Here is a 22,054-nt window from a genome sequence, read left to right on the forward strand (position 1 = left end):
GAACAGCATGCCCGTCGAGATCAGCGAGGACTTCAACCCGCTCCGCGACCCGGCTGATCAGCGCCTCAACCGCATCGCGGGCCCGTCCGGCCTCGTCATCTTCGGCGTCACCGGGGACCTGTCGCGCAAGAAGCTCATGCCGGCCGTCTACGACCTCGCGAACCGCGGACTGCTGCCGCCGGGCTTCGCCCTCGTCGGCTTCGCCCGGCGCGATTGGGCCGACGAGGACTTCGGCCAGGTCGTCCATGACGCGGTCAAGGAGCACGCGCGCACTCCGTTCCGCGACGAGGTGTGGCAGCAGCTCGCGCAGGGCATCCGCTTCGTCCCGGGCACCTTCGACGACGCGGCGGCGTTCTCGAAGCTCAAGGCGACGATCGAGGAGCTCGACACGACGCGCGGCACGGGCGGCAACCACGCCTTCTACCTGTCGATCCCGCCGGGAGCCTTCCCGCAGGTGACGCAGCAGCTCAAGAAGTCGGGGCTTGCGCAGCAGAAGGACGGTCAGTGGCGCCGCGTCGTCATCGAGAAGCCCTTCGGCCACGACCTGCAGAGCGCGCGCGAACTCAACGCGGTCGTCGAGTCCGTATTCCCGCCCGATTCGGTGTTCCGCATCGACCACTACCTCGGCAAGGAGACGGTGCAGAACATCCTCGCGCTGCGCTTCGCCAATGAGCTCTACGAGCCGATCTGGAACGCCAACTACGTCGACCACGTGCAGATCACGATGGCCGAGGACATCGGCGTCGCCGGCCGCGCGGGCTACTACGACGGCATCGGGGCCGCGCGCGACGTCATCCAGAACCACCTGCTGCAGCTCCTCGCCCTCACCGCGATGGAGGAGCCCATCTCCTTCGACGCCGCGGACCTTCGCGCCGAGAAGGAGAAGGTGCTCGCCGCCGTCCGGCTGCCGGCCGATCTCGCCGCCTCGACGGCGCGCGGCCAGTACGCCGGCGGCTGGCAGGGCGGCGAGAAGGTCCTCGGATTCCTCGAAGAGGAGGGCATGAGCCCCGTGTCGACGACCGAGACCTTCGCCGCGATCAAGCTCCTCATCGGGACCCGTCGGTGGGCCGGCGTGCCGTTCTACCTCCGCACCGGCAAGCGCCTCGGCCGCCGGGTCACCGAGATCGCCGTGGTGTTCAAGCGCGCGCCGCAGCAGCTCTTCGCGGCATCACAGACTTCGGCACTCGGTCAGAACGCGCTCGTCATCAGGGTGCAGCCCGATGAGGGCGTCACGATCAGGTTCGGCTCGAAGGTGCCCGGCGCCGGCATGAGCGTGCGTGATGTGACGATGGACTTCGGCTATGGGCACTCCTTCACCGAGGCGAGCCCGGAGGCGTACGAGCGGCTCATCCTCGATGTGCTCCTCGGCGACCCGCCGCTCTTTCCCCGCCACGAGGAGGTCGAACTCTCCTGGAAGATCCTCGACCCTATCGAGCAGTTCTGGGCGGCCCAGACCGGCAGGCCCGAGCAATACCGGCCCGGCACCTGGGGCCCGGCCTCGGCCGAAGCCATGATGGCCCGCGACGGCCGCCACTGGAGGCGCCCATGATCGTCGACATGCCCGATACGACGACGAGCGACGTCGCCAAGGAGCTCGTCAAGCTCCGCGAGGAGGGCGGCGTCGTCACCCTCGGCCGCGTCCTCACCCTCGTCATCTCGACGCACATCGGCAACGAGGAGGAGGCCATCGAGGCGGCCAACGACGCCTCCCGCGAGCACCCGATGCGCATCATCGTCGTCTCGAAGCCGCGCCCCGGCGACCCCTCCGCGAAGAAGCACCTCGGCAAGGTCGACGGCCAGATCCGGGTCGGCGGCGACGCCGGCGCGAGCGAGGTCGTCGTGCTGCGCGCCTTCGGCCACGCCGCCCTCGACGAGGAGAGCCTCGTCACGGGCCTCTTGCTGCCGGACGCCCCGGTCGTCGCCTGGTGGCCGGGCCTCGCTCCCGAGGTGCCCTCGAAGTCGCCGCTCGGCCGCATCGCGACTCGGCGCATCACGGACGCCGCCACCCAGGCCGACCCGCTCGAGGCGCTCAAGCACGCCGCCACGGCGTACCGGCCCGGCGACACGGACTTCGCCTGGACCCGCGTCACGCTATGGCGCACTCAGCTCGCCGCCATCCTCGATCAGCCGCCGTTCGAGCCGGTCGCGGCCATCGAGGTGTCCGGCTCGTCGGACTCCCCCTCGACGCTGCTGCTCGCCGCCTGGCTCGGCCTCAAGCTGCAGGTGCCGGCCTCGCACCACTCCAGCACAGAGGTGACCGGCATCCACGGCGTCACGATGTCGCGCCCGTCGGGCGACATCAGCCTGCGGCGCGATGCGCGCGACGTCGCGACCCTCGAGCAGCCGAGCCAGCCGACCCACACGCTCGCGCTGCCGCGCCGGAGTCTGCGCGACTGCCTCGCCGAGGAGCTGCGCCGCCTCGACCCCGACGAGATCTACGGCGAGGTCATCACCGCCGGGCTGCGCCTGCTGGAGGGATAGAGATCATGGCTGTCGAGCGACGGGTGGTCGTGCACCCCGACAAGCAGGCTCTCATGACCTCTGTCGCCGCCCGCTTCCTCACGAAGGTCTCCGATGTCATCGCCGACCTCGGCCGCGCGCACATCGTCCTCACGGGTGGCACCGTCGGGATCGGCACACTCGCGGCCATCGCGGATTCCCCTGCCGTCGGCACCATCGACTGGTCGAAGGTGCACTTCTGGTGGGGCGATGAGCGCTTCGTGCCCGTCGCCGACCCCGAGCGCAACGAGCTGCAGGCGCGTCAGGCTCTGCTCGGGCGCATCCCCGTGCCCGAGGCGAACGTACACCCGATGGCCGCCTCCGACGCCGGCTTGTCGCTCGACGAGGCGGCCGAGGCGTACGCGGAGGAGCTCGCCGGGTTCGGCACTCCGGCTCAGCCGTGGCCTGACTTCGACATCACCTTCCTCGGCGTCGGCCCCGATGGGCACATCGCCTCGCTCTTCCCGGACGCGGCCGGCATCCGCGTCACCGATGCCGCCGTCATCCCGGTCCGCCACGCCCCCAAGCCGCCGCCCGAGCGCATCTCGCTGACGCGGCCGGTCCTCAACTCATCCGAGCGCATCTGGCTCGTGCTCGCCGGGCCCGATAAGGCATCGGCGCTGGGGTTGGCACTGGCCGGCGCCAGCTATCTCGAAGTTCCCGCCGCGGGCGCCAAGGGCCGCAAGCGCACCGTGTTCTTCGTCGACCAGGATGCCGCGGCGGAGGTTCCGGAGAGCCTCATGGCCGACTCCTACTAGCGGCCTTGCGCGGGGGCATGGGCTCGCGGGCTTCGCTGCGGCTCCTGTGGCGCCGCACGACCGGCGGTGACCTATTGGGCGGGGTCGAGGGTGCCGCGGCGCGCCCTGAGCGCCTGGATCGCCTCGTCGAGGAGCTGCTCGGCCTCCTCGGGCGTGCGGCGCTCCTTCACGTAGGCGAGATGGGTCTTGTACGGCTCGGCCTTGGTGAGGGCGGGCGGGTTCTCGCGGTCGCGGCCAGCGGGCAACCCGGATGCCGGGCAGTCGATGAGGTCGGGGATCTCGTCGTCGGGGAGGTTCGCGGCGAAGTAGCGAACCGTCTCGTTGCCGAGGGCGTCCCAGTACGACACCGCGATGCGCTCGGCGTGGTAGCCGTGATCCTGCTCGCCCATCGGACCCGCGCCGACGCGCGAACCGCGGATAGCGCTGCCGCCAGAAACCATCACTTGCCTCCGAAATGAAACGCGGCGTGCGCCGTTGCTACGCCGAGAACTTGGTGATGAGGCCGAGTACGACGATGCACACGAACCAGATGAGACCGAGGATGACGGTGATGCGGTTGAGGTTCCGCTCCGCAACACCCGACGCGCCCAGGCCTGAGGTGACCCCGCCGCCGAACATGTCCGACAGGCCGCCACCGTGCCCCTTGTGGAGCAGGATCAGCAGCGTGAGCAACAGGCTCGTGATGCCGAGGATGACCTCGAGCACGACGGAGAGGATTTGCACTAATCGCCTTTCATCACCGGCCGCACTGGGGGAAGAGCGGTCGTCGTCCAGTATAGAGCGCGTGAATACGGCTCAGTAATCGTCGAGTCTCAGAACGTGACGTGCTTCTGGAAGCGGACGATGCCCGCGAAGGAGTCGACATCGAGGCTCGCGCCGCCGACGAGGGCACCGTCGACATCGGGCATCTTCAGGTAGCCGGCCGCGTTCTCGGTCTTCACGCTGCCGCCGTAGAGGATGCGCGTGTTCTCGGCCGTCTCCTCGCCCAACGCGTCGGCGATCGTGGCGCGCAGCGCGGCCGACATCGCCTGGGCGTCGTCGGCGGTGGCGGCGAGTCCTGTGCCGATCGCCCACACCGGTTCGTAGGCGATGACGAAGTCATCACCGGGAGCGAGCGATGCGAGCGCGGTGCGCAGCTGTGCGGTCGGGATCGCGGTCGCCTCGCCGGCCTCGCGCTGTTCCAGCGTCTCGCCGACGCAGATCACCGGCACGATGCCGTTCTCCTTCGCCGCCCGCGCCTTGGCACCGACGATCTCGTCGGTCTCGGCGTGGTACTGACGGCGCTCGGAGTGCCCGACGATGACGTACGCGCAGTCGAGCCTCGCGAGGAACGCGCCCGCGACCTCACCCGTGTACGCGCCCGAGGCGTGCACCGAGACATCCTGCGCGCCGTACCTGATCGGCAGCTTGTCGGCCTGCACGAGCGTCTGCACGCTGCGCAGATCGGTGAACGGCGGGAACACCGCGACCTCGACGGCGGCGAAGTCGTGCCTGGCGTCCGCGAGGGTCCACGCCAGCTTCTGCACGAGCGCGATCGCCTGGAGGTGGTCGAGGTTCATCTTCCAGTTGCCGGCGATGAAGGGCGTGCGCGTCATGCGTTCCACCCCAGCACGGTGAGCCCCGGCAGCTCCTTGCCCTCGAGGAACTCGAGGCTCGCCCCGCCGCCGGTGGAGATGTGACCGAACTGGTCATCGTGGAAGCCGAGTGCGCGCACCGCCGCGGCCGAGTCGCCGCCGCCCACGACGCCGAGGCCCGCGACCTTCGTCAGCGCTGCGGCGACGGCTTTCGTGCCGGCCGCGAACGCCGGGAACTCGAACACGCCCATCGGGCCGTTCCAGAACACGGTCGTGCTGGATTCCACGACCGCGGCGTACTTCGCCGCGGTGGCAGGCCCGATATCGAGGCCGAGCCCCGTGGCGCCCCATGGCGAGCCCTCGATATCGTCGGCGGCGCGGACCTCGTGCGCGGCATCCGCGGCGAAGGCGGCGGCGACGACGATGTCGGTCGGCAGGACGATCTCGACGCCCAGCTCCTCGGCCTTGGCGAGGTAGCCCGTCACGGTCTCGATCTGGTCGGCCTCGAGGAGGCTCGAGCCGACCGGGTGGCCGAGGGCGGCGAAGAAGGTGTAGACCATGCCGCCGCCGATGAGCAGCGAGTCCACCCGCGGCAGCAGGTGCCCGATGACGCCGAGCTTGTCGCTGACCTTGGAGCCGCCGAGCACGACCGTGTAGGGGCGCTCGGGCTTCTCGGTGAGGCGATCGAGCACGCTGAGCTCCTCGGCGATGAGCAGGCCTGCGGCGCTCGGCAGCGCCATCGCGAGCTCGTACACCGAGGCCTGCTTGCGGTGCACGACGCCGAAGCCGTCGCTGACGAACACGTCGCCGAACTGCGCGAGCTGCGCTGCGAACGCCTCGCGCTCCGCGGAATCCTTGCTCGTCTCCCCCGGGTTGAAGCGGAGGTTCTCGAGCAGGGCCACATCGCCGTCACCCACCGCCGCCACGACCGCGGCCGCGGACGCTCCGACGGTGTCGGTCGCGAAGGGCACCTCCTGGCCGAGCAGCTCGGCGAGACGGACCGCGACCGGTGCCAGGGAGTATTCCGGGTCAGGGGCGCCGTCGGGGCGGCCGAGGTGGCTGATGACGACCACCCCGGCGCCCTGCGACAGCAATGCCTTGAGCGTCGGGATCGAGGCGCGCACGCGGCCGTCGTCGGTGATCTCGGAGCCGTTCAACGGAACGTTGAGGTCGCAGCGGACGATGACCCGCCTGCCCGCCAGACTCCCCAGCGATTCGAGGGTGCGCAGCGTCACGGGACGGCCCTTAGAGGCGCGCGGCGACGTACTCGGCGAGGTCGACGAGGCGGTTGGAGTAGCCCCACTCGTTGTCGTACCAGGCGTAGAGCTTCACCTGGTCGCCGATGACCTTGGTCAGAGGCGCGTCGTAGATCGACGAGTGCGGGTCGTGGACGATGTCGCGCGAGACGATCGGGTCCTCGTTGTACTTGAGGATGCCCTTGAGAGGGCCGTCTGCGGCGGCCTTGTAGGCGTCGTTGATCTCGTCGATCGTGACGACGCGCGAGGCCTGCACCGTGAGGTCGGTGATGGAGCCGGTCGGAACGGGCACGCGCAGCGAGTAGCCGTCGAGCTTGCCTTTGAGCTCGGGGAGCACGAGACCGATTGCCTTGGCGGCGCCGGTCGACGTCGGGATGATGCTGAGCGCGGCGGCGCGAGCGCGGCGCAGGTCGTCGTGCGGCGCGTCCTGCAGGCGCTGGTCGGCGGTGTACGCGTGGATCGTCGTCATGAGGCCGCGCTCGATGCCGAAGGCGTCGTTGAAGACCTTGGCCAGCGGAGCCAGCGAGTTCGTCGTGCACGACGCGTTCGAGATGATGTGGTGGTTCGCCGGGTCGTAGGTGCCCTCGTTGACGCCGAGGACGAACGTGCCGTCCTCATTGCTCGCCGGAGCCGAGATGAGCACCTTCTTGGCGCCGGCGTCGATGTGCGCCTTGGCCTTGAGGGCATCCGTGAAGAATCCGGTCGACTCGATGACGATCTCGACGCCGAGGTCGCCCCAGGGCAGGTTCGCGGGGTCCCGCTCGGCGAGCACCGTGATGGGCTTGCCGTTGACGACGATGCTGTCGCCCTCGACGGACACCTCGGCGTCGATGCGGCCGTCGATGGAGTCGTACTTGAGCAGGTGGGCGAGGGTCTTCGGATCGGTGAGGTCGTTCACCGCGACAATCTCGAGTTCGCTGCCCTTGGCGAGCGCCGCGCGGAAGTAGTTGCGGCCGATGCGGCCGAACCCGTTGATGCCGATCTTGACGGACACGGATGATGCTCCTGAGGTAGGCGCCTTGCGGCGGGATTTCGGGGGTTTGTGGCGGTGCAGACAGAGCGGGTGCCCCCGCCGATCGGCAAGGGCACCCAGGGTGTCACGGAAGCAGCAGGCCGCTCGACGAGCGAGCCGCTTCGAAGCGCTTCGCCACATCGGCCCAGTTCACGATGTTCCAGATCGCCTTGACGTAGTCGGCGCGGACATTGAGGTAGTCGAGGTAGTAAGCGTGCTCCCAGACGTCGAGCTGGAAGAGCGGAATGGTGCCCTGCGCGGTGTTGCCCTGCTGGTCGAAGAGTTGCTGGAGGAGCAGCTTCTGGCCGACCGGCTCGTAGCTCAGTACCGCCCAGCCGGAGCCCTGGACGCCGAGAGCGACCGCGGTGAAGTGGGCGACGAACTTGTCGAACGAGCCGAAGAACTCGTCGACCGCCGCGGCGAGCTCGCCGACAGGCTTGTCGCCGCCGTCCGGTGAGAGGTTGTTCCAGAAGATCGAGTGGTTGACGTGGCCGCCGAGGTTGAAGGCGAGGTCCTTCTCGAGCTTGTTGACGTTGGCGAGGCTGCCCGAGTCGCGGGCCTCGGCGAGGGCGGTGAGGGCGGCGTTCGCACCGGTGACGTAGGCGGCATGGTGCTTGTCGTGGTGGATCTGCATGATCTTGCCCGAGATGTGCGGCTCGAGAGCCGAGTAGTCGTAGGGCAGGTCCGGAAGCGTGTAGTCGGCCATTGGTTCACTCCTTCTTTGGGTCGGTTTCCAGCCTAGTGAGGACTGCGCCCGGTGAAACCACCGAAACCTGCTTTGCTCCCCGGCAAAGGCGACGTGGCGGCGGGTACGGCGCGGCAATGAGTTCAGTCGAGGTCGTCGGGGAGGTTCGCGTCGGTGCCGGGAATGCCGAGATCGATCGCCTTCTTGTCGGCCATCGCGAGCAGGCGGCGGATGCGTCCGGCGACGGCGTCCTTCGTCATGGGCGGCTCGGCATGGTGGCCGAGTTCGTCGAGGGAGGCATCCCGGAAGCGCAGCCGCAGCTCCCCCGCATAGGCGAGGTGCTTGGGCAGGCCCGGGCCGAGGATCTCGAGCGCGCGCTCGACGCGCGCGCATGCCGCGACGGCCGCCTGCGCGCTGCGGCGCAGGTTGGCGTCATCGAAGTTGACGAGGCGGTTCGCCGTCGCGCGGGTTTCGCGGCGCTGGCGCAGCTCCTCCCAACTCGTCACCGTGTCGTGCGCGCCGATGAGCGACAGGACCTGGCTGATGGACTCGCCGTCGCGCACCACGACGCGGTGCACCCCGCGCACCTCGCGGGCCTTCGCCGTGACGCCGAGGCGGCCGGCCGCACCGACCAGGGCCATCGCGGCCTCGTTGGTGGGCGCGGTGATCTCGAGCGAGGCCGAGCGGCCGGGTTCGGTGAGCGAGCCGGTGGCGAGGAAGGCCCCGCGCCACACGGCGGCGAGTTCCGCCTTCGACCCGGTGGTGAGGCGGTTGGGCAGACCGCGGATGGGCCGGCGCCTGGCGTCGAGCAATCCCGTCTGACGCGCCAGCGTCTCGCCGCCGTCGATGACGCGCACGAGGTACTGCGCGGTGCGCCGCATGCCGGAGGCCTGGATGACACTCTGCTCGCTGCGCACCCCGTAGACCTCGTAGAGGGCCTTGCGGACGTGCTCGGCGAGCTCGGGCGCGTCGAGCTCGGCCTCGACCGCGACGCGGCCGGAGATGATGTGCAGGCCGCCGGCCAGCCGGAGGATCGTCGCCAACTCAGCTGCGCGCGTGGCGGTTTTGCCCGCATCGAGCCCGAGGAGCTCGGTCTTGACGTCCGCAGTCAGAGGCACTCGGGAATCCAATCAATCCGGCCGGGTCACTCGCGGCCGAGATCTCGATGTTTGACGTTGACGGCCACACCGGGAAGCGTAGCGATGCGCTTCGCAAGCTCTTCGACGATGGCGACGGAGCGGTGCTTGCCGCCCGTGCAGCCTATCGCGATCAGAGCGTTGCGCTTGTTCTCGGTCTGGTAGCCGCGGAGCACGATGGACACCGCCTGCAGGTAGGCAGCGACGAACTCGGCCGCCCCCGGCTGGGCGAACACGTAGTCGTGGACGGCCTCGTCGGTGCCGTCGAACGCGCGCAGTTCCGGGATCCAGTAGGGGTTGGGCAGGAAGCGCACGTCGGCGACGAGGTCGGCGTCGGCCGGAATGCCGTACTTGAAGCCGAAGCTCTCGACCGTGACCTGCACGCCGGGGCGGCTCGCCTCGGCGAAGCGCTCGGCGATGTTCGAGGCGAGTTCATGGACATTCCAGGAGGAGGTGTCGATGATGATGTCGGCCCGCTCGCGGAGGTGGTGGAGGCGCGAGCGCTCGGTCTGGATGGCGTCGACGAGCGTGCCATTGCCCTGCAGGGGGTGCGGGCGGCGCACCGACTCGAAGCGGCGCACCAGCGTGTCGTCGTCGGCGTCGAGGAAGACGAGGTGGAGGTCGAAATTCTCGCGGAGCTGCGGCAGCAGGTCGAGCAGTTCGAAGAACAGGTCGCGGCCGCGCACGTCGACGACCGCGGCGACGCGCGGGGCGCCGAGGCCGGCGCGCGCGGCGAGGTCGAGCAGCGGCTTGAGCATGAGCGGCGGGAGGTTGTCGACGACGTACCAGTCGATGTCCTCGAGCGCGTTCGCGACCGTGGAACGGCCCGCCCCGGACATGCCGGAGATGATGAGAAGCTCCTGCCGCCCTGGGGTGTCGTCGGCCACAGGCCCAGATTAGCGGGCCGCCTCCGAGTTCTGGGAGGGAGCGTCCGCGGCCTCGCCGCTCTCGGCGTCGTCATGGAGCCGGTCGAACACAGTCTGCGCGGTCGTCGCGCCGATGCCCCGAGTAGCGGCGATCTCGTCGACGGATGCCTCTTTCAGGCGCTTCACCGATCCGAAGCGGGTGAGCAGTTCCTTGACCCGGGCAGGCCCGAGGCCCGGCACCTCGGCGAGGACGCTGCCGATGTCGCGGCGCCGCTTCTGGCGCTGGAACGCGACTGCGAACCGGTGCGCCTCGTCGCGCACGCGTTGGATGAGGAAGAGCGCATCCGAGTTGCGCGGCAGGATGACCGGGAAGTCTGAGTCGGGCAGCCAGAGCTCTTCGAGGCGCTTGGCGATGCCGGCGAGCTGGATGCCCTCGACCCCGGATTCCTCGAGCGCGCGCCGCGCCGCAGCGACCTGCGGCTGGCCGCCGTCGACGAGGAGGAGCTGAGGCGGGTAGGCGAACTTCTGGCCCTTCGCCATGCCCTCGGGGTCTTTGAGGTAGGAGAGTCGGCGGGTGAGGACCTGGTAGAGGGAATCCGTGTCATCGGTGGTGCCGGGGATGCTGAAGCGGCGGTACCGGTCCTTGCGAGGGAGCGCGTCCTCGAAGACAACCATCGAGGCGACGACGTTGGTGCCCGAGAGGTGGGAGACGTCGTAGCACTCGATGCGCAGCGGCGCCACGGCCATGCCCAGTGCTTCCTGGATGTCGCCGAGGGCCTGCGAGCGCGCGGTGAAGTCGGCGGAGCGCCGCGTCTTGTAGAGGGCGAGCGCGCCCTTGGCGTTGAGGGCCGCGGTGGCGGCCAGCTTCGCCTTGTCGCCGCGCTGCGGCACACGCAGCGTCACCCTGCCGGTCAGCGCCGTCCGCCGGCCCGACCCGTCGCCCGCGGCGCGGCGCAGTGTCAGCCACTCCTCGAGCGCCGCCGCCCCGTCGGGCAGCTCGGGCACGAGGATCTCGCGCGGCGGCGTGAACACGCCGTCGTAGGCGCTCTCGAGCACCGACTCGACGAGCTCGCCGAGTGTGACGTCGAGCTCCGTGTCGACGACCCAGTTGCGCACCCCGCGGATGCGTCCGCCGCGCACGATGAACTGGTGGACGGCGGCGGCGAGCTCGTCCTCGGCGAGGCCGAAGACGTCGGCGTCGACGTTGTCGGCGAAGACGACGGAGGAGCGCTCCAGCACGCTGCTGAGTGCCTGGATCTGGTCGCGGTAGCGGGCGGCCTGCTCGTAGTTCTGGGCGGCCGAGGCGTCCTGCATCCGCTTCGTCAGCTCGCGCAGGTAGCTCTGGTCGTTGCCGGAGAGGAACGAGACGAAGTCGTCGGCGAGCTCGCGGTGACCGGTCTTGCTGATGCGCCCGACGCACGGTGCGGCGCACTTGCCGATGTCCGCGAGCAGACAGGGCCGCCCGGTGCGCTCGGCCCGGTCGTAGACGCCGTCGGTGCAGGAGCGCATCGGGATGGCCTTGAGCATGAGGTCGACCGTCTCGCGTACCGCCCAGGCGCGCATGTACGGGCCGAAGTAGCGGGCGCCCTTGATGCCGCGGTTGCGGGTCGCGAAGACGCGCGGCACCTCCTCCCCCATCGTCACGGCGAGGTAGGGGTAGGACTTGTCGTCCTTGAAGACGACGTTGAAGGGCGGGTCGAACTCCTTGATCCAGGTGAACTCGAGCTGCAGCGCCTCGAACTCGCTCGCGACAACCGTCCACTCCACGCTCGCGGCCGTCGTCACCATGCGCCGGGTGCGTTCGTGGAGGCTGCGCAGCGGCTGGAAGTAGTTCGACAGGCGGGCCCGCAGGTTCTTCGCCTTGCCGACGTAGAGCACCCGCCCGCTCGGGTCGCGGAACCGGTACACCCCCGGCAGGGTCGGGATCTCGCCGGTGCGAGGCCGCCAGGAGACGGTGTCGGCCATCGTCAGGCCGAGACGCTCTCGCGCTCGAGGATCTCGGCGAGGAACACCCCGGTGTGGCTGGCGGGGTTCTTCGCGATCTGCTCCGGCGTGCCGGTCGCGATGACCTGGCCGCCGCCAGCGCCGCCCTCCGGGCCGAGGTCGATGACCCAGTCGGCGCTCTTGATGACGTCCAGGTTGTGCTCGATGACGATGACGGTGTTGCCCTTGTCGAGCAATCCGCCCAGCACGAGGAGCAGCTTGCGCACGTCCTCGAAGTGGAGGCCCGTCGTCGGCTCGTCGAGCACGTAGATCGACCGGCCGTTGGTGCGCCGCTGCAGCTCGGTGGCGAGCTTGACGCGCTGCGCCTCGCCGCCGGAGAGCGTCGTCGCGGCCTGGCCGAGACGCACGTAGCCGAGGCCGACCTCGACGAGGGTCTGCAGGTAGCGGTGGATCGCCGGAATGGACTCGAAGAACCTGGCCGCCTCGTCGATGGGCATCGCGAGGACCTCCGCGATGTTCTTGCCCTTGTAGTGCACCTGCAGGGTGTCGCGGTTGTAGCGTGCGCCGTGGCACACCTCGCAGTCGACGTAGACGTCGGGAAGGAAGTTCATCTCGATCTTGATGGTGCCGTCGCCCTGGCAGTTCTCGCAGCGCCCGCCCTTGACGTTGAAGCTGAACCGGCCCGGCTGGTAGCCCCGGGTCTTGGCCTCGGGGGTCTCGCTGAAGAGGGTGCGGATCTTGTCGAAGACGCCCGTGTACGTCGCCGGGTTCGAGCGCGGGGTGCGGCCGATCGGCCCCTGGTCGACATGGACGACCTTGTCGAGGTGCTCGGTGCCGGTGACCCTGGTGTGCTTGGCGGGGAGGCTGCGGGCGCCGTTGAGGCGCTGCGCGAGCACGCGGTAGAGGATGTCGTTGACGAGGGTCGACTTCCCGGAGCCCGAGACCCCGGTGACGGCGATGAAGACCCCGAGCGGGAAGTCGACGTCGATGTTCTTGAGGTTGTTCGCCGAGGCGCCGACGACGGTGAGCTGGCGTTGCCGGTCGATCGTGCGGCGCGTGGCCGGGATGTCGATCGACTTGCGGCCGGAGAGGTAGTCGCCGGTGAGCGAGTCGCGGTTGGCGAGCAGCTCGTCGTAGCTGCCGGAGTGCACCACGGTGCCGCCGTTGGCGCCGGCGCCGGGGCCGATGTCGACGATCCAGTCGGCGGTGCGGATGGTGTCCTCGTCATGCTCGACGACGATGAGGGTGTTGCCGAGATCGCGCAGCGCCAGCAGCGTCTCGATGAGGCGCCGGTTGTCACGCTGGTGCAGCCCGATGCTGGGCTCGTCGAGCACGTAGAGCACGCCCGTGAGGCCCGACCCGATCTGGGTGGCGAGGCGGATGCGCTGCGCCTCGCCACCGGAGAGCGTGCCGGCCGCGCGCGCCATGTCGAGGTAGCCGAGACCGACCTGGATGAGGAAGTCGAGGCGCAGCGTGATCTCGCGCAGCACCTGGGCGGCGATGAGCGCCTCGCGGCCGGTGAGCTCGAGGGTGCCCAAGAAGGCGCGCGAGTCGGTGAGGCTGAGCCCCGCGACATCCGCGATGGAGTGCCCGTTGACATGCACGGCGAGCACCTCGGGCTTGAGGCGCCTGCCGTCGCAGACCGGGCAGGGCACCTCGCGGAGGTACTCGGCCCAGCGCTGGCGCTGCGCGTCGGTCTCGGCCTGCGCGTACTGCCGCTCGATGTACGGCACGACGCCCTCGAAGCCGCTCGAGTAGCTGATCTCACGGCCGAAACGGTTGCGCCACTTCACCTGCACCTGGTAGTTGTCGCCGTAGAGGATGGCCTGCTGGATGGTGTCGGGAAGTTTCTGCCACGGCGTCTTCAGGCTGAAATCGAGGTCGCGGGCGAGGCCTTCCAGCAGGCGCTCGTAGTACTGGAACAGTCCCTTGCCCTGCGTCGCCCACGGCAGGATGACGCCGTCGGCGAGGCTCGACGCCGGATCGCCGAGCAGCAGGTCCTCGTCGACCGACATCCGCGTGCCGAGCCCGGTGCACTCGGGGCAGGCGCCGAACGGGGCGTTGAATGAGAAGGTGCGCGGCTCGATCTCGGAGAGCTGGATGGGGTGGCCGTTGGGGCAGCTCAGCTTCTCGCTGAAGGTGCGGACGGCGTCGGGGGAATCTGCGGGCTCGTCGACGAACTGCACCGCCACCAGGCCGTCGGTGAGGCCGATCGCCGTCTCGATGGAGTCGGTGAGCCGCGTGAGGATCTCGGGCGAGGCGACGAGGCGATCGACGATGACGGAGATGTCGTGCTTGTACGACTTCCGGAGGGTCGGCGGCTCGGCGAGCTGATGCTGCTCGCCGTCGACGAGGACGCGCGCGAAGCCTTTGGCCGCGAGCTCCTTGAAGAGGTCGACGAACTCGCCCTTCTTCTGTTTCACGACGGGCGCCATGACCTGGTAGCGGGTCTTCTCGGGCAGCGCCATGAGCTGGTCGGCGATCTGCTGCACCGTCTGACGCTGGATCGGCTCGCCGCACTCGGGGCAGTGCGGCACTCCGATGCGCGCCCAGAGCAGGCGCAGGTAGTCGTAGATCTCGGTGATCGTGCCGACCGTCGAGCGCGGGTTGCGGTTGGTGGACTTCTGATCGATGGAGACCGCGGGACTGAGGCCCTCGATGAAGTCGACGTCGGGCCGGTCGACCTGGCCGAGAAACTGGCGTGCGTACGCGCTCAACGACTCGACATAGCGGCGCTGGCCCTCGGCGAAGATCGTGTCGAAGGCGAGGGATGACTTGCCCGAACCCGAAAGCCCCGTGAAGACCACCAGCGAATCGCGCGGGATCTCGAGGTCGACGTTGCGCAGGTTGTGGACGCGTGCTCCCTTGACGCTGAGCTTCGAGTGGGAGTCGACCGGATGCACGTGCGTCACCTCAGAAGTCTACGAACGGGGTGCGACATGGAAGGGCCTCCGCCGACGGCCGAAGAGCCTGTGATGGCGGATGCGCAGCGGGCTTCGACGTGAAGCGACGCCAGGAGGAGACCCGGGACCCTGCGAAGCGCGCCAATCCCTACGCAGCGTCAGCCGCGCCAGACGGTCTTGAGGTTGACGAACTCCTTGATTCCGGCGGCGGCGAGCTCGCGGCCGAAGCCGGACGCCTTGATGCCGCCGAACGGCAGCTCCGGGTACGACACCGTCATACCGTTGACGAAGACGGCGCCCGCGTCGAGGTTCTCGACGAAGTACGCCTCTTCAGCGGGATCGCTCGTCCACACCGACGAGGACAGGCCGAAGGTCGTCTGGTTCGCGATGCGGATGGCGTCGTCGTCGTCCTTCGCCGGGTAGAGCGAGGCGACCGGGCCGAAGGCCTCCTCCATGACGAGGCGCATGTCGTCGGTGAGCCCGGCGAGGATCGTCGGCTCGAAGAAATAGCCCGGCCGGTCGAGCGCGTGGCCGCCCGCGAGCACCTGGGCGCCCTTCGCGACGGCGTCGTCGACGAGTTCCTGGAGGTCGTTGAGGCCGCCCGCAGTGGCTATCGGCCCGACCTGCACCGACGCGTCGAGCGGGTCGCCGACGGTGAGCGCCTTGATCTTCGCAGCGAAGAGGCCGGCGAACTCGTCGTAGACGTCCTGGTGGACGATGAAGCGCTTGCCGGCGATGCAGGACTGGCCGTTGTTGATCGTGCGCGCGGCGACCCCGGTCGTCGCGGCCTTCTCGAGGTCGGCACTGGGCAGCACGATGAACGGGTCGGAGCCGCCGAGCTCAAGCACCGACTTCTTGATCTCGCGCGCGGCGATCGAGGCCACCGAGCGGCCGGCCGGCTCGGAGCCGGTGAGGGTGACGGCCTTGATGCGCGGGTCGCGGATGACGGCGTCCACCGCGCCGGAGCCGATGAGCAAGGTGTGGAAGGCGCCCGTCGGGAAGCCCGCCCGCTCGAAGAGCGTGTCGAGGTAGAGCGCCGACTGCGGCACGTTCGAGGCGTGCTTGAGCACGCCGGTGTTGCCGGCCATGAGCGCGGGTGCGGCGAAGCGCAGCACCTGCCACAGCGGGTAGTTCCACGGCATGACGGCCAGGATGACGCCGAGCGGCTGGTAGCGCGCGTAGGCCTGCGAGGCGTTGACGAGCGACGGGTCGTCGAGGGGCTCGTCGGCCAGGAAGCGCGCGGCGTTCTCGGCGTAGTAGCGCGCGCCCTTGGCGCTCTTGTGCACCTCGGCGACGGACTGCGCGATCGGCTTGCCCATCTCGATGGTGATGATGCGGCCGAGCTCCTCGGCGTCGGCATCGAGCAGGTCGGCCGCCGCGCGCATCCACTCGGCGCGTTGGGCGAAGGTGGTCTTCTTGAGGGCCTGGAACGCGGCCTGCGCCTCGGCGAGCTTCTGCTCGACGACCGCGCTGTCGTCGGGGGTGAATTCCTTGATGGTCTCGCCGGTGGCGGGATTGACGGTGGCGATCGCCATGGGAGTGCTCCTTCTCAACCAACTGGTTGGATTTATAGTAGACCCATGGCGTACGACTCGGGAAAGACCCGCGAGAAGCTTCTTGATGCGGCATCCGCGGAGTTCACGGAGCACGGCCTCTCGGGTGCCCGTGTCGACCGCATCGCCGTGGCGGCCGGGGTCAACAAGCAGGCGATCTACGCCTACTTCGGTTCGAAGGAGGCGCTCTTCGATGCCGTCCTCGATCTCAGCCTCGCGCATCTCACCGCGACGATCCCCATCACCTCGTACGACCTGCCGGGCTACGCCGTCGCGCTCTTCGACTACCTCTGCGCGCACCCGGAATACGAGCGGCTGACGATGTGGAAGCGGCTCGAGCGTGCCGACGCCACCCCGGAGGAGGTCGAGCACTACCGCCGCAAGCTCGCCCAGATCGCCCCCGCCGCCGGCCATGCGCCCATCGACGTGCTGCTCCTCATCCTCGGAATGGCGCATGCGTGGGGGAATTCGGCTCCGGCGCTGCGCGCCCTCGACGGGGACGCCGTGAGCGTCTCCGACCAGCAGGCGCGCTACCGCGCGGCGCTGCAGAAGGCGGCGAGGGCCGCGGTCGAGGCGCTCCGCTAGTCAGAGGTGGCCGGCTCTGTCCATCTGCCGCAGGTCGCGCTTGAGATCGCCGAGCTCGTCGCGCAGCCGGGCCGCGAGCTCGAATTTGAGCTCTGCCGCGGCCTCGAGCATCTGGCCGTTGAGGTCGGCGATGAGCCCCTCGAGCTCGGCGGCGCCGGCCGATGCGATACCGGGCCGCTTCGGAAGCTGACCGCGCGGCCCTCCCCCGTCTTTGACGCGGCGGGAGCGCTTCGCCATCAGCTCGGCGGTGTCGGCTTCCTCGCGGGCGAGGATGTCGGTGATGTCGGCGATGCGCTTGCGCAACGGCGTCGGATCGATGCCGTGCTCGGCGTTGTACGCCAGCTGCTTGTCGCGCCGCCGGTCGGTCTCGTCGATCGCGTGCCTCATCGAGTCGGTGAGGTTGTCGGCGTACATGTGCACTTCGCCGGAGACGTTGCGGGCGGCGCGGCCGATGGTCTGGATGAGCGACGTGCTCGAGCGCAGGAAGCCCTCCTTGTCGGCGTCGAGGATCGCGACGAGCGACACCTCGGGCAGGTCGAGGCCCTCACGCAGCAGGTTGATGCCGACGAGCACGTCGTAAACGCCGGCGCGGAGCTCGGTGAGCAGTTCGACGCGGCGCAGCGTGTCGACGTCGGAGTGCAGGTAACGCACCCTCACGCCCGCCTCGCCGAGGAAGTCGGTGAGCTCTTCCGCCATTTTCTTGGTGAGGGTGGTGACGAGCACGCGCTCGTTCCTGGCCGCGCGCACCCGGATCTCTTCCAGCAGGTCGTCGATCTGGCCCTTCGTCGGCTTGACGACGATCTGCGGGTCGACGAGGCCGGTAGGTCGGATGATCTGCTCGACGATGCCGTCGGCGATGCCGAGCTCGTACGACCCCGGCGTCGCGGACAGGTACACCGTCTGGCCGACGCGCGCTTTGAACTCGTCGAAGCGCAGCGGGCGGTTGTCGAGCGCGCTCGGCAACCGGAAACCGTGCTCGACAAGGGTGCGCTTGCGCGAGGCGTCCCCCTCGTACATGGCCCCGAGCTGCGGGATGGTGGCGTGCGACTCGTCGATGACGACGAGGAAGTCGTCGGGGAAGTAGTCGAGCAGGCAGGCGGGCGGCTCGCCGGCCGAGCGGCCGTCCATGTGGCGGGAGTAATTCTCGATGCCGGAGCAGAAGCCGATCTGCTCGAGCATCTCGAGGTCGAAGGTGGTGCGCATGCGCAGTCGCTGCGCCTCGAGCAGCTTGCCCTGCCTCTCGAACTCGGCGAGGCGCTCGGCGAGCTCGTCCTTGATGCGGCCGATGGCGCGGTGCACTGACGCCTGGCTGGCGGCGTACTGCGTCGCCGGGGCGACCGAGATCGAGTCCTTGCGCTGGATCGCGTCGCCGGTGAGCGGGTTGAAATAGGTGATCGCCTCGATCTCGTCGCCGAAGAGCTCGATGCGGATCGCGTTCTCTTCGTACACGGGGATGATCTCGATCGTGTCGCCGCGCACTCGGAACGAGCCGCGCTCGAGCACGAGGTCGTTGCGGTCGTACTGCATGTCGACGAAGGAGCGGATGAGCCGGTCGCGGCCGATCTGATCGCCGACCTGCAGTGCGATCATCGCCGACCAGTACTCGTCGGGGGCGCCCAGGCCGTAGATGCACGACACGGTCGAGACGACGATGACGTCGCGGCGGGACAGCAGCGAGTTCGTCGTCGAGTGGCGCAGGCGCTCGACCTCGGCGTTGATCGAGCTGTCCTTCTCGATGAAGGTGTCGGTCTGCGGCACATACGCCTCGGGCTGGTAGTAGTCGTAGTAGGAGACGAAGTACTCGATGGCGTTGTTGGGCAGCAGTTCGCGGAACTCGTTGACGAGCTGCGCAGCGAGCGTCTTGTTGTGGGCGAGCACGAGCGTCGGGCGCTGCACCGCCTCGATGAGCCAGGCCGTCGTCGCCGATTTGCCGGTGCCCGTCGCGCCGAGCAGCACGACGTCGGTCTCGCCCGCGTTGATGCGCGCGGCGAGCTGCTCGATCGCCTGCGGCTGGTCGCCGCTAGGCGTGTACTCGCTCACCACCTCGAACGGGCGGATCGACCTCGTGGCCTCCATGCTCTCGAGTCTAGGTAAGGGGTACGACACTTCGGCCGGGAAGGATGCGCCCCGCGGCCCATGCTCAGGCGCAGCGGCCCTGACCATCGCTACGCTCTCTGGAGGAAGGAGCCGCCGTGGCCAACACCGCCGATGTCGTCGCGATCGTGCCGTGCTACAACGAGGAAGCCACCGTCGGCAAGGTCGTCCGCGACCTCATGGCGGCCGTGCCCGGCATCACCGTCTTCGTGTACGACAACAACAGCACGGACGGCACCGCGCGTGCCGCTGCAGCGGCCGGGGCGATCGTGCGCACCGAGTACCGCAAGGGCAAGGGCAACGTGGTGCGCCGCGCCTTCGCCGACATCGACGCCGAGGTGTACCTCCTCATCGACGGCGACGACACCTACGAGGCGGCGGATGCCCCGACGCTCATCGCGGCGCTGCGCGAGGGTCCGCTCGACCAAGTCGTCGGCGTGCGCACCCAGGCCGTCGGCGCCTCGGCGTACCGCCCGGGCCACGAGGCCGGCAACCGGCTCTTCAACCGGCTCGTCGGCCTCCTCTTCGGCGAGCGGGTCACGGACATGCTCACCGGCTACCGGGTGTTCTCGCGCCGCTTCGTGAAGTCGTTCCCGGCGCTCGCCCGCGAGTTCGAGATCGAGACCGAGCTCACCGTCCATGCCGCCAACCTCCGCGTGCCGCAGCGCGAGATCCCGGTCGGCTTCCGCGACCGGCCCGAGGGCAGCGAGAGCAAGCTCAACACCTACAGCGACGGATTCCGCATCCTCCGCCTCATCGTGCAGCTCTGGCAGCACGAGCGGCCGGTCGCCTTCTACGGCGTCATCGCGGCCGTCTTCGCCGTCATCGGCCTCATCCTCGGCATCCCGGTCATCGTGGAGTTCTTCGCCACCGGCCTCGTGGCGCGCTTCCCGACGGCGTTCCTGGCGGCCACCCTCATCGTCCTCGCCTTCGCGAGCCTCACCCTCGGCCTGATCCTCAACGGCATCCTGCGCGTGCGGAAGGAAGTCGCTCGCCTCGAATACCTGCACTGGGCGCCGCCGGCACCGGCCGAAGGCCTGCGGTGACCGCGACGGAGCAGCCGCAGCGGGGCCGGGTGCGGCGCTGGGTGCTCTCGATGCGGGGCGCCTTCCTGCGCTACCTCATCGTCGGCGGCATCAACACGCTGCTCGACATCGCGCTGTTCACGGTCTTCGCCGTCGTGCTCGGCTGGCCGCCGCTGCTCGCGAACCTGTGCTCCACCTCGATCACGATCTGCGTGAGCTATCTGCTCAACCGGCGGTTCGTGTTCCGCTCCGACCGCACGGTGCAGCACACCATCGTGCAGTTCGTCGCCGTGACGCTCACCTCGGCCTTCGTCGTCCAGTCCGCGGTGATCTGGGCCGTCATCGCCGTCGTCGGGCTCGCAGCGCCGGGATTCCCCCACGGGGTGCTCACGACCGGCGCCAAGGTGTGCGCGACCGCCGTCGGCATGATCACGAACTACCTCGGCTACCACTGGCTGTTCCGCCCGGGCGCCGCGACAGCGGAATCCGCAACGTCATCAGCCCCACGATGAGCACGCTCCCGTAGATCGACGGGATCATGTAGCGCGACAGCGCGATCGGCCCCGCGACGAGGAACCCCAGGTTGAGGAAGAGCGGGATCGTGGCAAGTGCGAGGAGGCCGCTGCGCCGCCGGATCGCGTAGGCGAGCGCGAGCAGCGGGATCCAGGAGCAGTACCAGGCGGCGCTCGAGAACGGGTTCTTGTTGAACACCGCGGCGGCGCGGTCGACCGCGGTGCGCAGCGGCGCGAGCGCTGCCGGCTGGTGGAGCGAGAGCGCGACCTGCGCGATCTGCTCGCGCGTTGTGCCGGGGATGCTCCACGAGAGCCAGACGTCGATGTACCGGTTGAGGGTGAGGCTCTCCTGGAACGCGATCGGCGTGACGGGCGCGAAGTAGGGGAAGGTATTGTCCGCGGTGGCGGCGAAGTAGGTGCTCGGGTAGCGCACCAGCTCGTCGAGCCAGACAACCGCATAGGCGAGTCTCTGGCTCGTGGTGGCGTGGCTGTTCCAGCGGCTCTTGACGCTGTCGGACCGCCGTGGCACATACGCCTGGGCGAGGCCGTCATAGCGCAGCACCGCATCGATCGCCTGCTTCTCGGTGGCGGGCAGGCTGCTGCCGTGCTCGAGGACCGTCCGCGCCGTCTGCTGGAGCGGGATCGAGAGGATGTCGGTGTTCGTGGCGGCCTGCACCCCCGCCGCGGGAAGGATCGCGAGCGGCCAGAGCACGCTCGTCACCAGGACGGCGACGACACCGCCGCCGAGGATGCGCAGCCGGGCGGGCCGGGCTGCGAGCACCAGCAGGACGATGAGGCACACCACGACGAGGTAGATGTTGGTGCGCTTCGCAAGCACGAGCGGGATGACGATGGCGAGCGCGCTCGCGCCGATCCAAGGTCGCATCAGAACCTGCCCGCGAGTGCGGATCGCCTCGACGAAGAGCACGAGGAACGGCATCCAGAAGACGCCCGCGAAGGAGTCCTTGCTCATCACCGACACGGCGATCGCGAAGACCGGGAAGACGGCGGCGAGCACCGTGAGGGTCCAGCGCCAGCGCCTCGGCAGTCCGAGCCTGCCGAGGTAGACGAGCGCGAGGCCCATGCCGAGCGCGGTCGCCGCCTCCTGCAGCACGAGGAACACGAACAGGCCGATGTTGTAGTCGCCGAACGCGTGGCCGAGGTTCCAGAACCACCCGAAGACCATGGTGTCGAACCACGGGTGGTGGTCACTGCGCACGGCGAGTCCGAGCCACTGGAACAGCTGCGTGATCGTGTCGCTGTCGACATTCCCCGGGAAGTGGATGAGCAGCCACGGCATCCATCCGGCGAAGAGCACGCCGGAGGTCGGCAGCAGCGAGCGGCGCAGCGCCGTGCGCATCGAGGTGATCTTCGCGGCCGGCCGGGCGTCGCTGCGTCGAGCGAGCCAGTCGAAGACGAGCTTGATCGCGACGTAGAACACGAGCCCGAGCCCGAGTACGACGAGGGCGCTGCCGAGCGCGGCCCCGGCCGACGAGGCGAACCAGGCCGGGGAATCCGTCGCGTCGAACGACGCGCCGATGACGATGAACAGGCCCAGCAGCACCGCGAGAGCGGCCGCCGACCAGTCGACCGGGACGGCGAACCGACGGAGCTGAGCGGGCATCGGGCGTCAGACTACTGCAGGTCCCGAG

General features: G+C 69.2%; 19 protein-coding genes. 6 read left to right on the forward strand and 13 right to left on the reverse strand.

What is annotated here, in order from left to right:
• Positions 1-7 precede the first annotated feature (7 nt).
• Genes zwf through pgl form a run of 3 tightly spaced genes read left to right on the forward strand, consistent with a single transcriptional unit; the run spans position 8 to position 3,257 of the window.
• Positions 8-1,549: a glucose-6-phosphate dehydrogenase gene (gene zwf / locus M7D61_RS09380; RefSeq protein WP_298229822.1), complete on the forward strand. Its 1,542-nt coding sequence runs from the start codon at positions 8-10 to the stop codon at positions 1,547-1,549.
• Positions 1,546-2,481, forward strand: a complete 936-nt coding sequence (locus tag M7D61_RS09385) for a glucose-6-phosphate dehydrogenase assembly protein OpcA (protein WP_298229824.1) — start codon at positions 1,546-1,548, stop codon at positions 2,479-2,481. The genes zwf and M7D61_RS09385 overlap by 4 nt, the downstream gene beginning before the upstream one ends.
• Before the next feature lie 5 nt (positions 2,482-2,486).
• Positions 2,487-3,257: a 6-phosphogluconolactonase gene (pgl, locus tag M7D61_RS09390; RefSeq protein WP_298229826.1), complete on the forward strand. Its 771-nt coding sequence runs from the start codon at positions 2,487-2,489 to the stop codon at positions 3,255-3,257.
• 71 nt (positions 3,258-3,328) lie between these two features.
• Here pgl and M7D61_RS09395 read toward each other — a convergent pair whose 3' ends face one another.
• The 11 genes from M7D61_RS09395 to M7D61_RS09445 form a co-directional block, all read right to left on the reverse strand.
• Positions 3,329-3,697 carry an RNA polymerase-binding protein RbpA gene (locus tag M7D61_RS09395; RefSeq protein WP_298229828.1) on the reverse strand — a complete coding sequence of 123 codons (369 nt, stop codon included), beginning with the start codon at positions 3,695-3,697 and terminating at the stop codon, positions 3,329-3,331.
• Positions 3,698-3,734: 37 nt separating this feature from the next.
• Entirely contained in the window at positions 3,735-3,980 is a 246-nt protein-coding gene (gene secG / locus M7D61_RS09400; RefSeq protein ID WP_298229830.1) for a preprotein translocase subunit SecG, read from the reverse strand.
• 89 nt (positions 3,981-4,069) lie between these two features.
• The gene (gene tpiA, locus M7D61_RS09405) at positions 4,070-4,852 is read right to left on the reverse strand and encodes a triose-phosphate isomerase (protein WP_298229832.1); all 783 of its coding nucleotides are present in this window, start codon (positions 4,850-4,852) and stop codon (positions 4,070-4,072) included.
• A complete protein-coding gene (locus M7D61_RS09410; RefSeq protein ID WP_298229834.1) occupies positions 4,849-6,066 on the reverse strand; it encodes a phosphoglycerate kinase in 1,218 nt (405 codons plus the stop codon). Before M7D61_RS09410 ends, tpiA begins: the two co-directional genes overlap by 4 nt.
• A 10-nt stretch (positions 6,067-6,076) precedes the next feature.
• Positions 6,077-7,081, reverse strand: a complete 1,005-nt coding sequence (gap, locus tag M7D61_RS09415) for a type I glyceraldehyde-3-phosphate dehydrogenase (RefSeq protein WP_298229836.1) — start codon at positions 7,079-7,081, stop codon at positions 6,077-6,079.
• Positions 7,082-7,184: 103 nt separating this feature from the next.
• Complete coding sequence (locus M7D61_RS09420) at positions 7,185-7,805, reverse strand: superoxide dismutase (RefSeq protein ID WP_298229838.1); 621 nt, start codon at positions 7,803-7,805, stop codon at positions 7,185-7,187.
• 122 nt (positions 7,806-7,927) lie between these two features.
• Entirely contained in the window at positions 7,928-8,902 is a 975-nt protein-coding gene (gene whiA / locus M7D61_RS09425) for a DNA-binding protein WhiA (RefSeq protein ID WP_298229840.1), read from the reverse strand.
• Between the two features lie 26 nt (positions 8,903-8,928).
• Entirely contained in the window at positions 8,929-9,807 is an 879-nt protein-coding gene (rapZ, locus tag M7D61_RS09430) for an RNase adapter RapZ (protein ID WP_298229842.1), read from the reverse strand.
• A 9-nt stretch (positions 9,808-9,816) separates the two neighbouring features.
• Positions 9,817-11,751: an excinuclease ABC subunit UvrC gene (gene uvrC, locus M7D61_RS09435; protein WP_298229844.1), complete on the reverse strand. Its 1,935-nt coding sequence runs from the start codon at positions 11,749-11,751 to the stop codon at positions 9,817-9,819.
• Between the two features lie 2 nt (positions 11,752-11,753).
• Positions 11,754-14,642 carry an excinuclease ABC subunit UvrA gene (gene uvrA, locus M7D61_RS09440; RefSeq protein ID WP_298229846.1) on the reverse strand — a complete coding sequence of 963 codons (2,889 nt, stop codon included), beginning with the start codon at positions 14,640-14,642 and terminating at the stop codon, positions 11,754-11,756.
• Between the two features lie 149 nt (positions 14,643-14,791).
• Positions 14,792-16,282, reverse strand: a complete 1,491-nt coding sequence (locus M7D61_RS09445) for an NADP-dependent succinic semialdehyde dehydrogenase (protein ID WP_298229848.1) — start codon at positions 16,280-16,282, stop codon at positions 14,792-14,794.
• Between M7D61_RS09445 and M7D61_RS09450 the strand changes: the two genes are divergently transcribed.
• Entirely contained in the window at positions 16,214-16,771 is a 558-nt protein-coding gene (locus M7D61_RS09450) for a TetR family transcriptional regulator (RefSeq protein ID WP_298229850.1), read from the forward strand. The two genes, M7D61_RS09445 and M7D61_RS09450, sit on opposite strands and share 69 nt — an antisense overlap.
• On the opposite strand, the gene uvrB is transcribed toward M7D61_RS09450, so the two are convergent.
• Positions 16,772-18,847, reverse strand: a complete 2,076-nt coding sequence (gene uvrB, locus M7D61_RS09455; protein ID WP_298229852.1) for an excinuclease ABC subunit UvrB — start codon at positions 18,845-18,847, stop codon at positions 16,772-16,774. It abuts the gene before it with no gap.
• A 116-nt stretch (positions 18,848-18,963) separates the two neighbouring features.
• Here uvrB and M7D61_RS09460 point away from each other — a divergent pair, with 116 nt between their 5' ends.
• Positions 18,964-19,911 carry a glycosyltransferase family 2 protein gene (locus tag M7D61_RS09460; protein WP_298229854.1) on the forward strand — a complete coding sequence of 316 codons (948 nt, stop codon included), beginning with the start codon at positions 18,964-18,966 and terminating at the stop codon, positions 19,909-19,911.
• Positions 19,908-20,402, forward strand: coding sequence for a GtrA family protein (locus tag M7D61_RS09465; RefSeq protein ID WP_298229856.1), 495 nt, complete (start codon positions 19,908-19,910; stop codon positions 20,400-20,402). Before M7D61_RS09460 ends, M7D61_RS09465 begins: the two co-directional genes overlap by 4 nt.
• Here M7D61_RS09465 and M7D61_RS09470 read toward each other — a convergent pair.
• Positions 20,320-22,026, reverse strand: coding sequence for a DUF6020 family protein (locus M7D61_RS09470; protein WP_298229858.1), 1,707 nt, complete (start codon positions 22,024-22,026; stop codon positions 20,320-20,322). The two genes, M7D61_RS09465 and M7D61_RS09470, sit on opposite strands and share 83 nt — an antisense overlap.
• Between the last annotated feature and the right edge of the window lie 28 nt (positions 22,027-22,054).

The sequence above is a fragment of the Gryllotalpicola sp. genome (assembly GCF_027352875.1).
In the GTDB taxonomy this organism is placed as follows: Bacteria; Actinomycetota; Actinomycetes; order Actinomycetales; family Microbacteriaceae; genus Gryllotalpicola.

Coding starts and splice junctions, on each gene's coding strand:
- zwf (WP_298229822.1), top strand. CDS start 8: ATGCCCGTCGAGATCAGCGAGGACTTCAACCCGCTCCGCGACCCGGCT.
- M7D61_RS09385 (WP_298229824.1), top strand. CDS start 1,546: ATGATCGTCGACATGCCCGATACGACGACGAGCGACGTCGCCAAGGAG.
- pgl (WP_298229826.1), top strand. CDS start 2,487: ATGGCTGTCGAGCGACGGGTGGTCGTGCACCCCGACAAGCAGGCTCTC.
- M7D61_RS09395 (WP_298229828.1), bottom strand. CDS start 3,697: ATGGTTTCTGGCGGCAGCGCTATCCGCGGTTCGCGCGTCGGCGCGGGT.
- tpiA (WP_298229832.1), bottom strand. CDS start 4,852: ATGACGCGCACGCCCTTCATCGCCGGCAACTGGAAGATGAACCTCGAC.
- M7D61_RS09420 (WP_298229838.1), bottom strand. CDS start 7,805: ATGGCCGACTACACGCTTCCGGACCTGCCCTACGACTACTCGGCTCTC.
- uvrC (WP_298229844.1), bottom strand. CDS start 11,751: ATGGCCGACACCGTCTCCTGGCGGCCTCGCACCGGCGAGATCCCGACC.
- M7D61_RS09450 (WP_298229850.1), top strand. CDS start 16,214: ATGGCGTACGACTCGGGAAAGACCCGCGAGAAGCTTCTTGATGCGGCA.
- uvrB (WP_298229852.1), bottom strand. CDS start 18,847: ATGGAGGCCACGAGGTCGATCCGCCCGTTCGAGGTGGTGAGCGAGTAC.
- M7D61_RS09470 (WP_298229858.1), bottom strand. CDS start 22,026: ATGCCCGCTCAGCTCCGTCGGTTCGCCGTCCCGGTCGACTGGTCGGCG.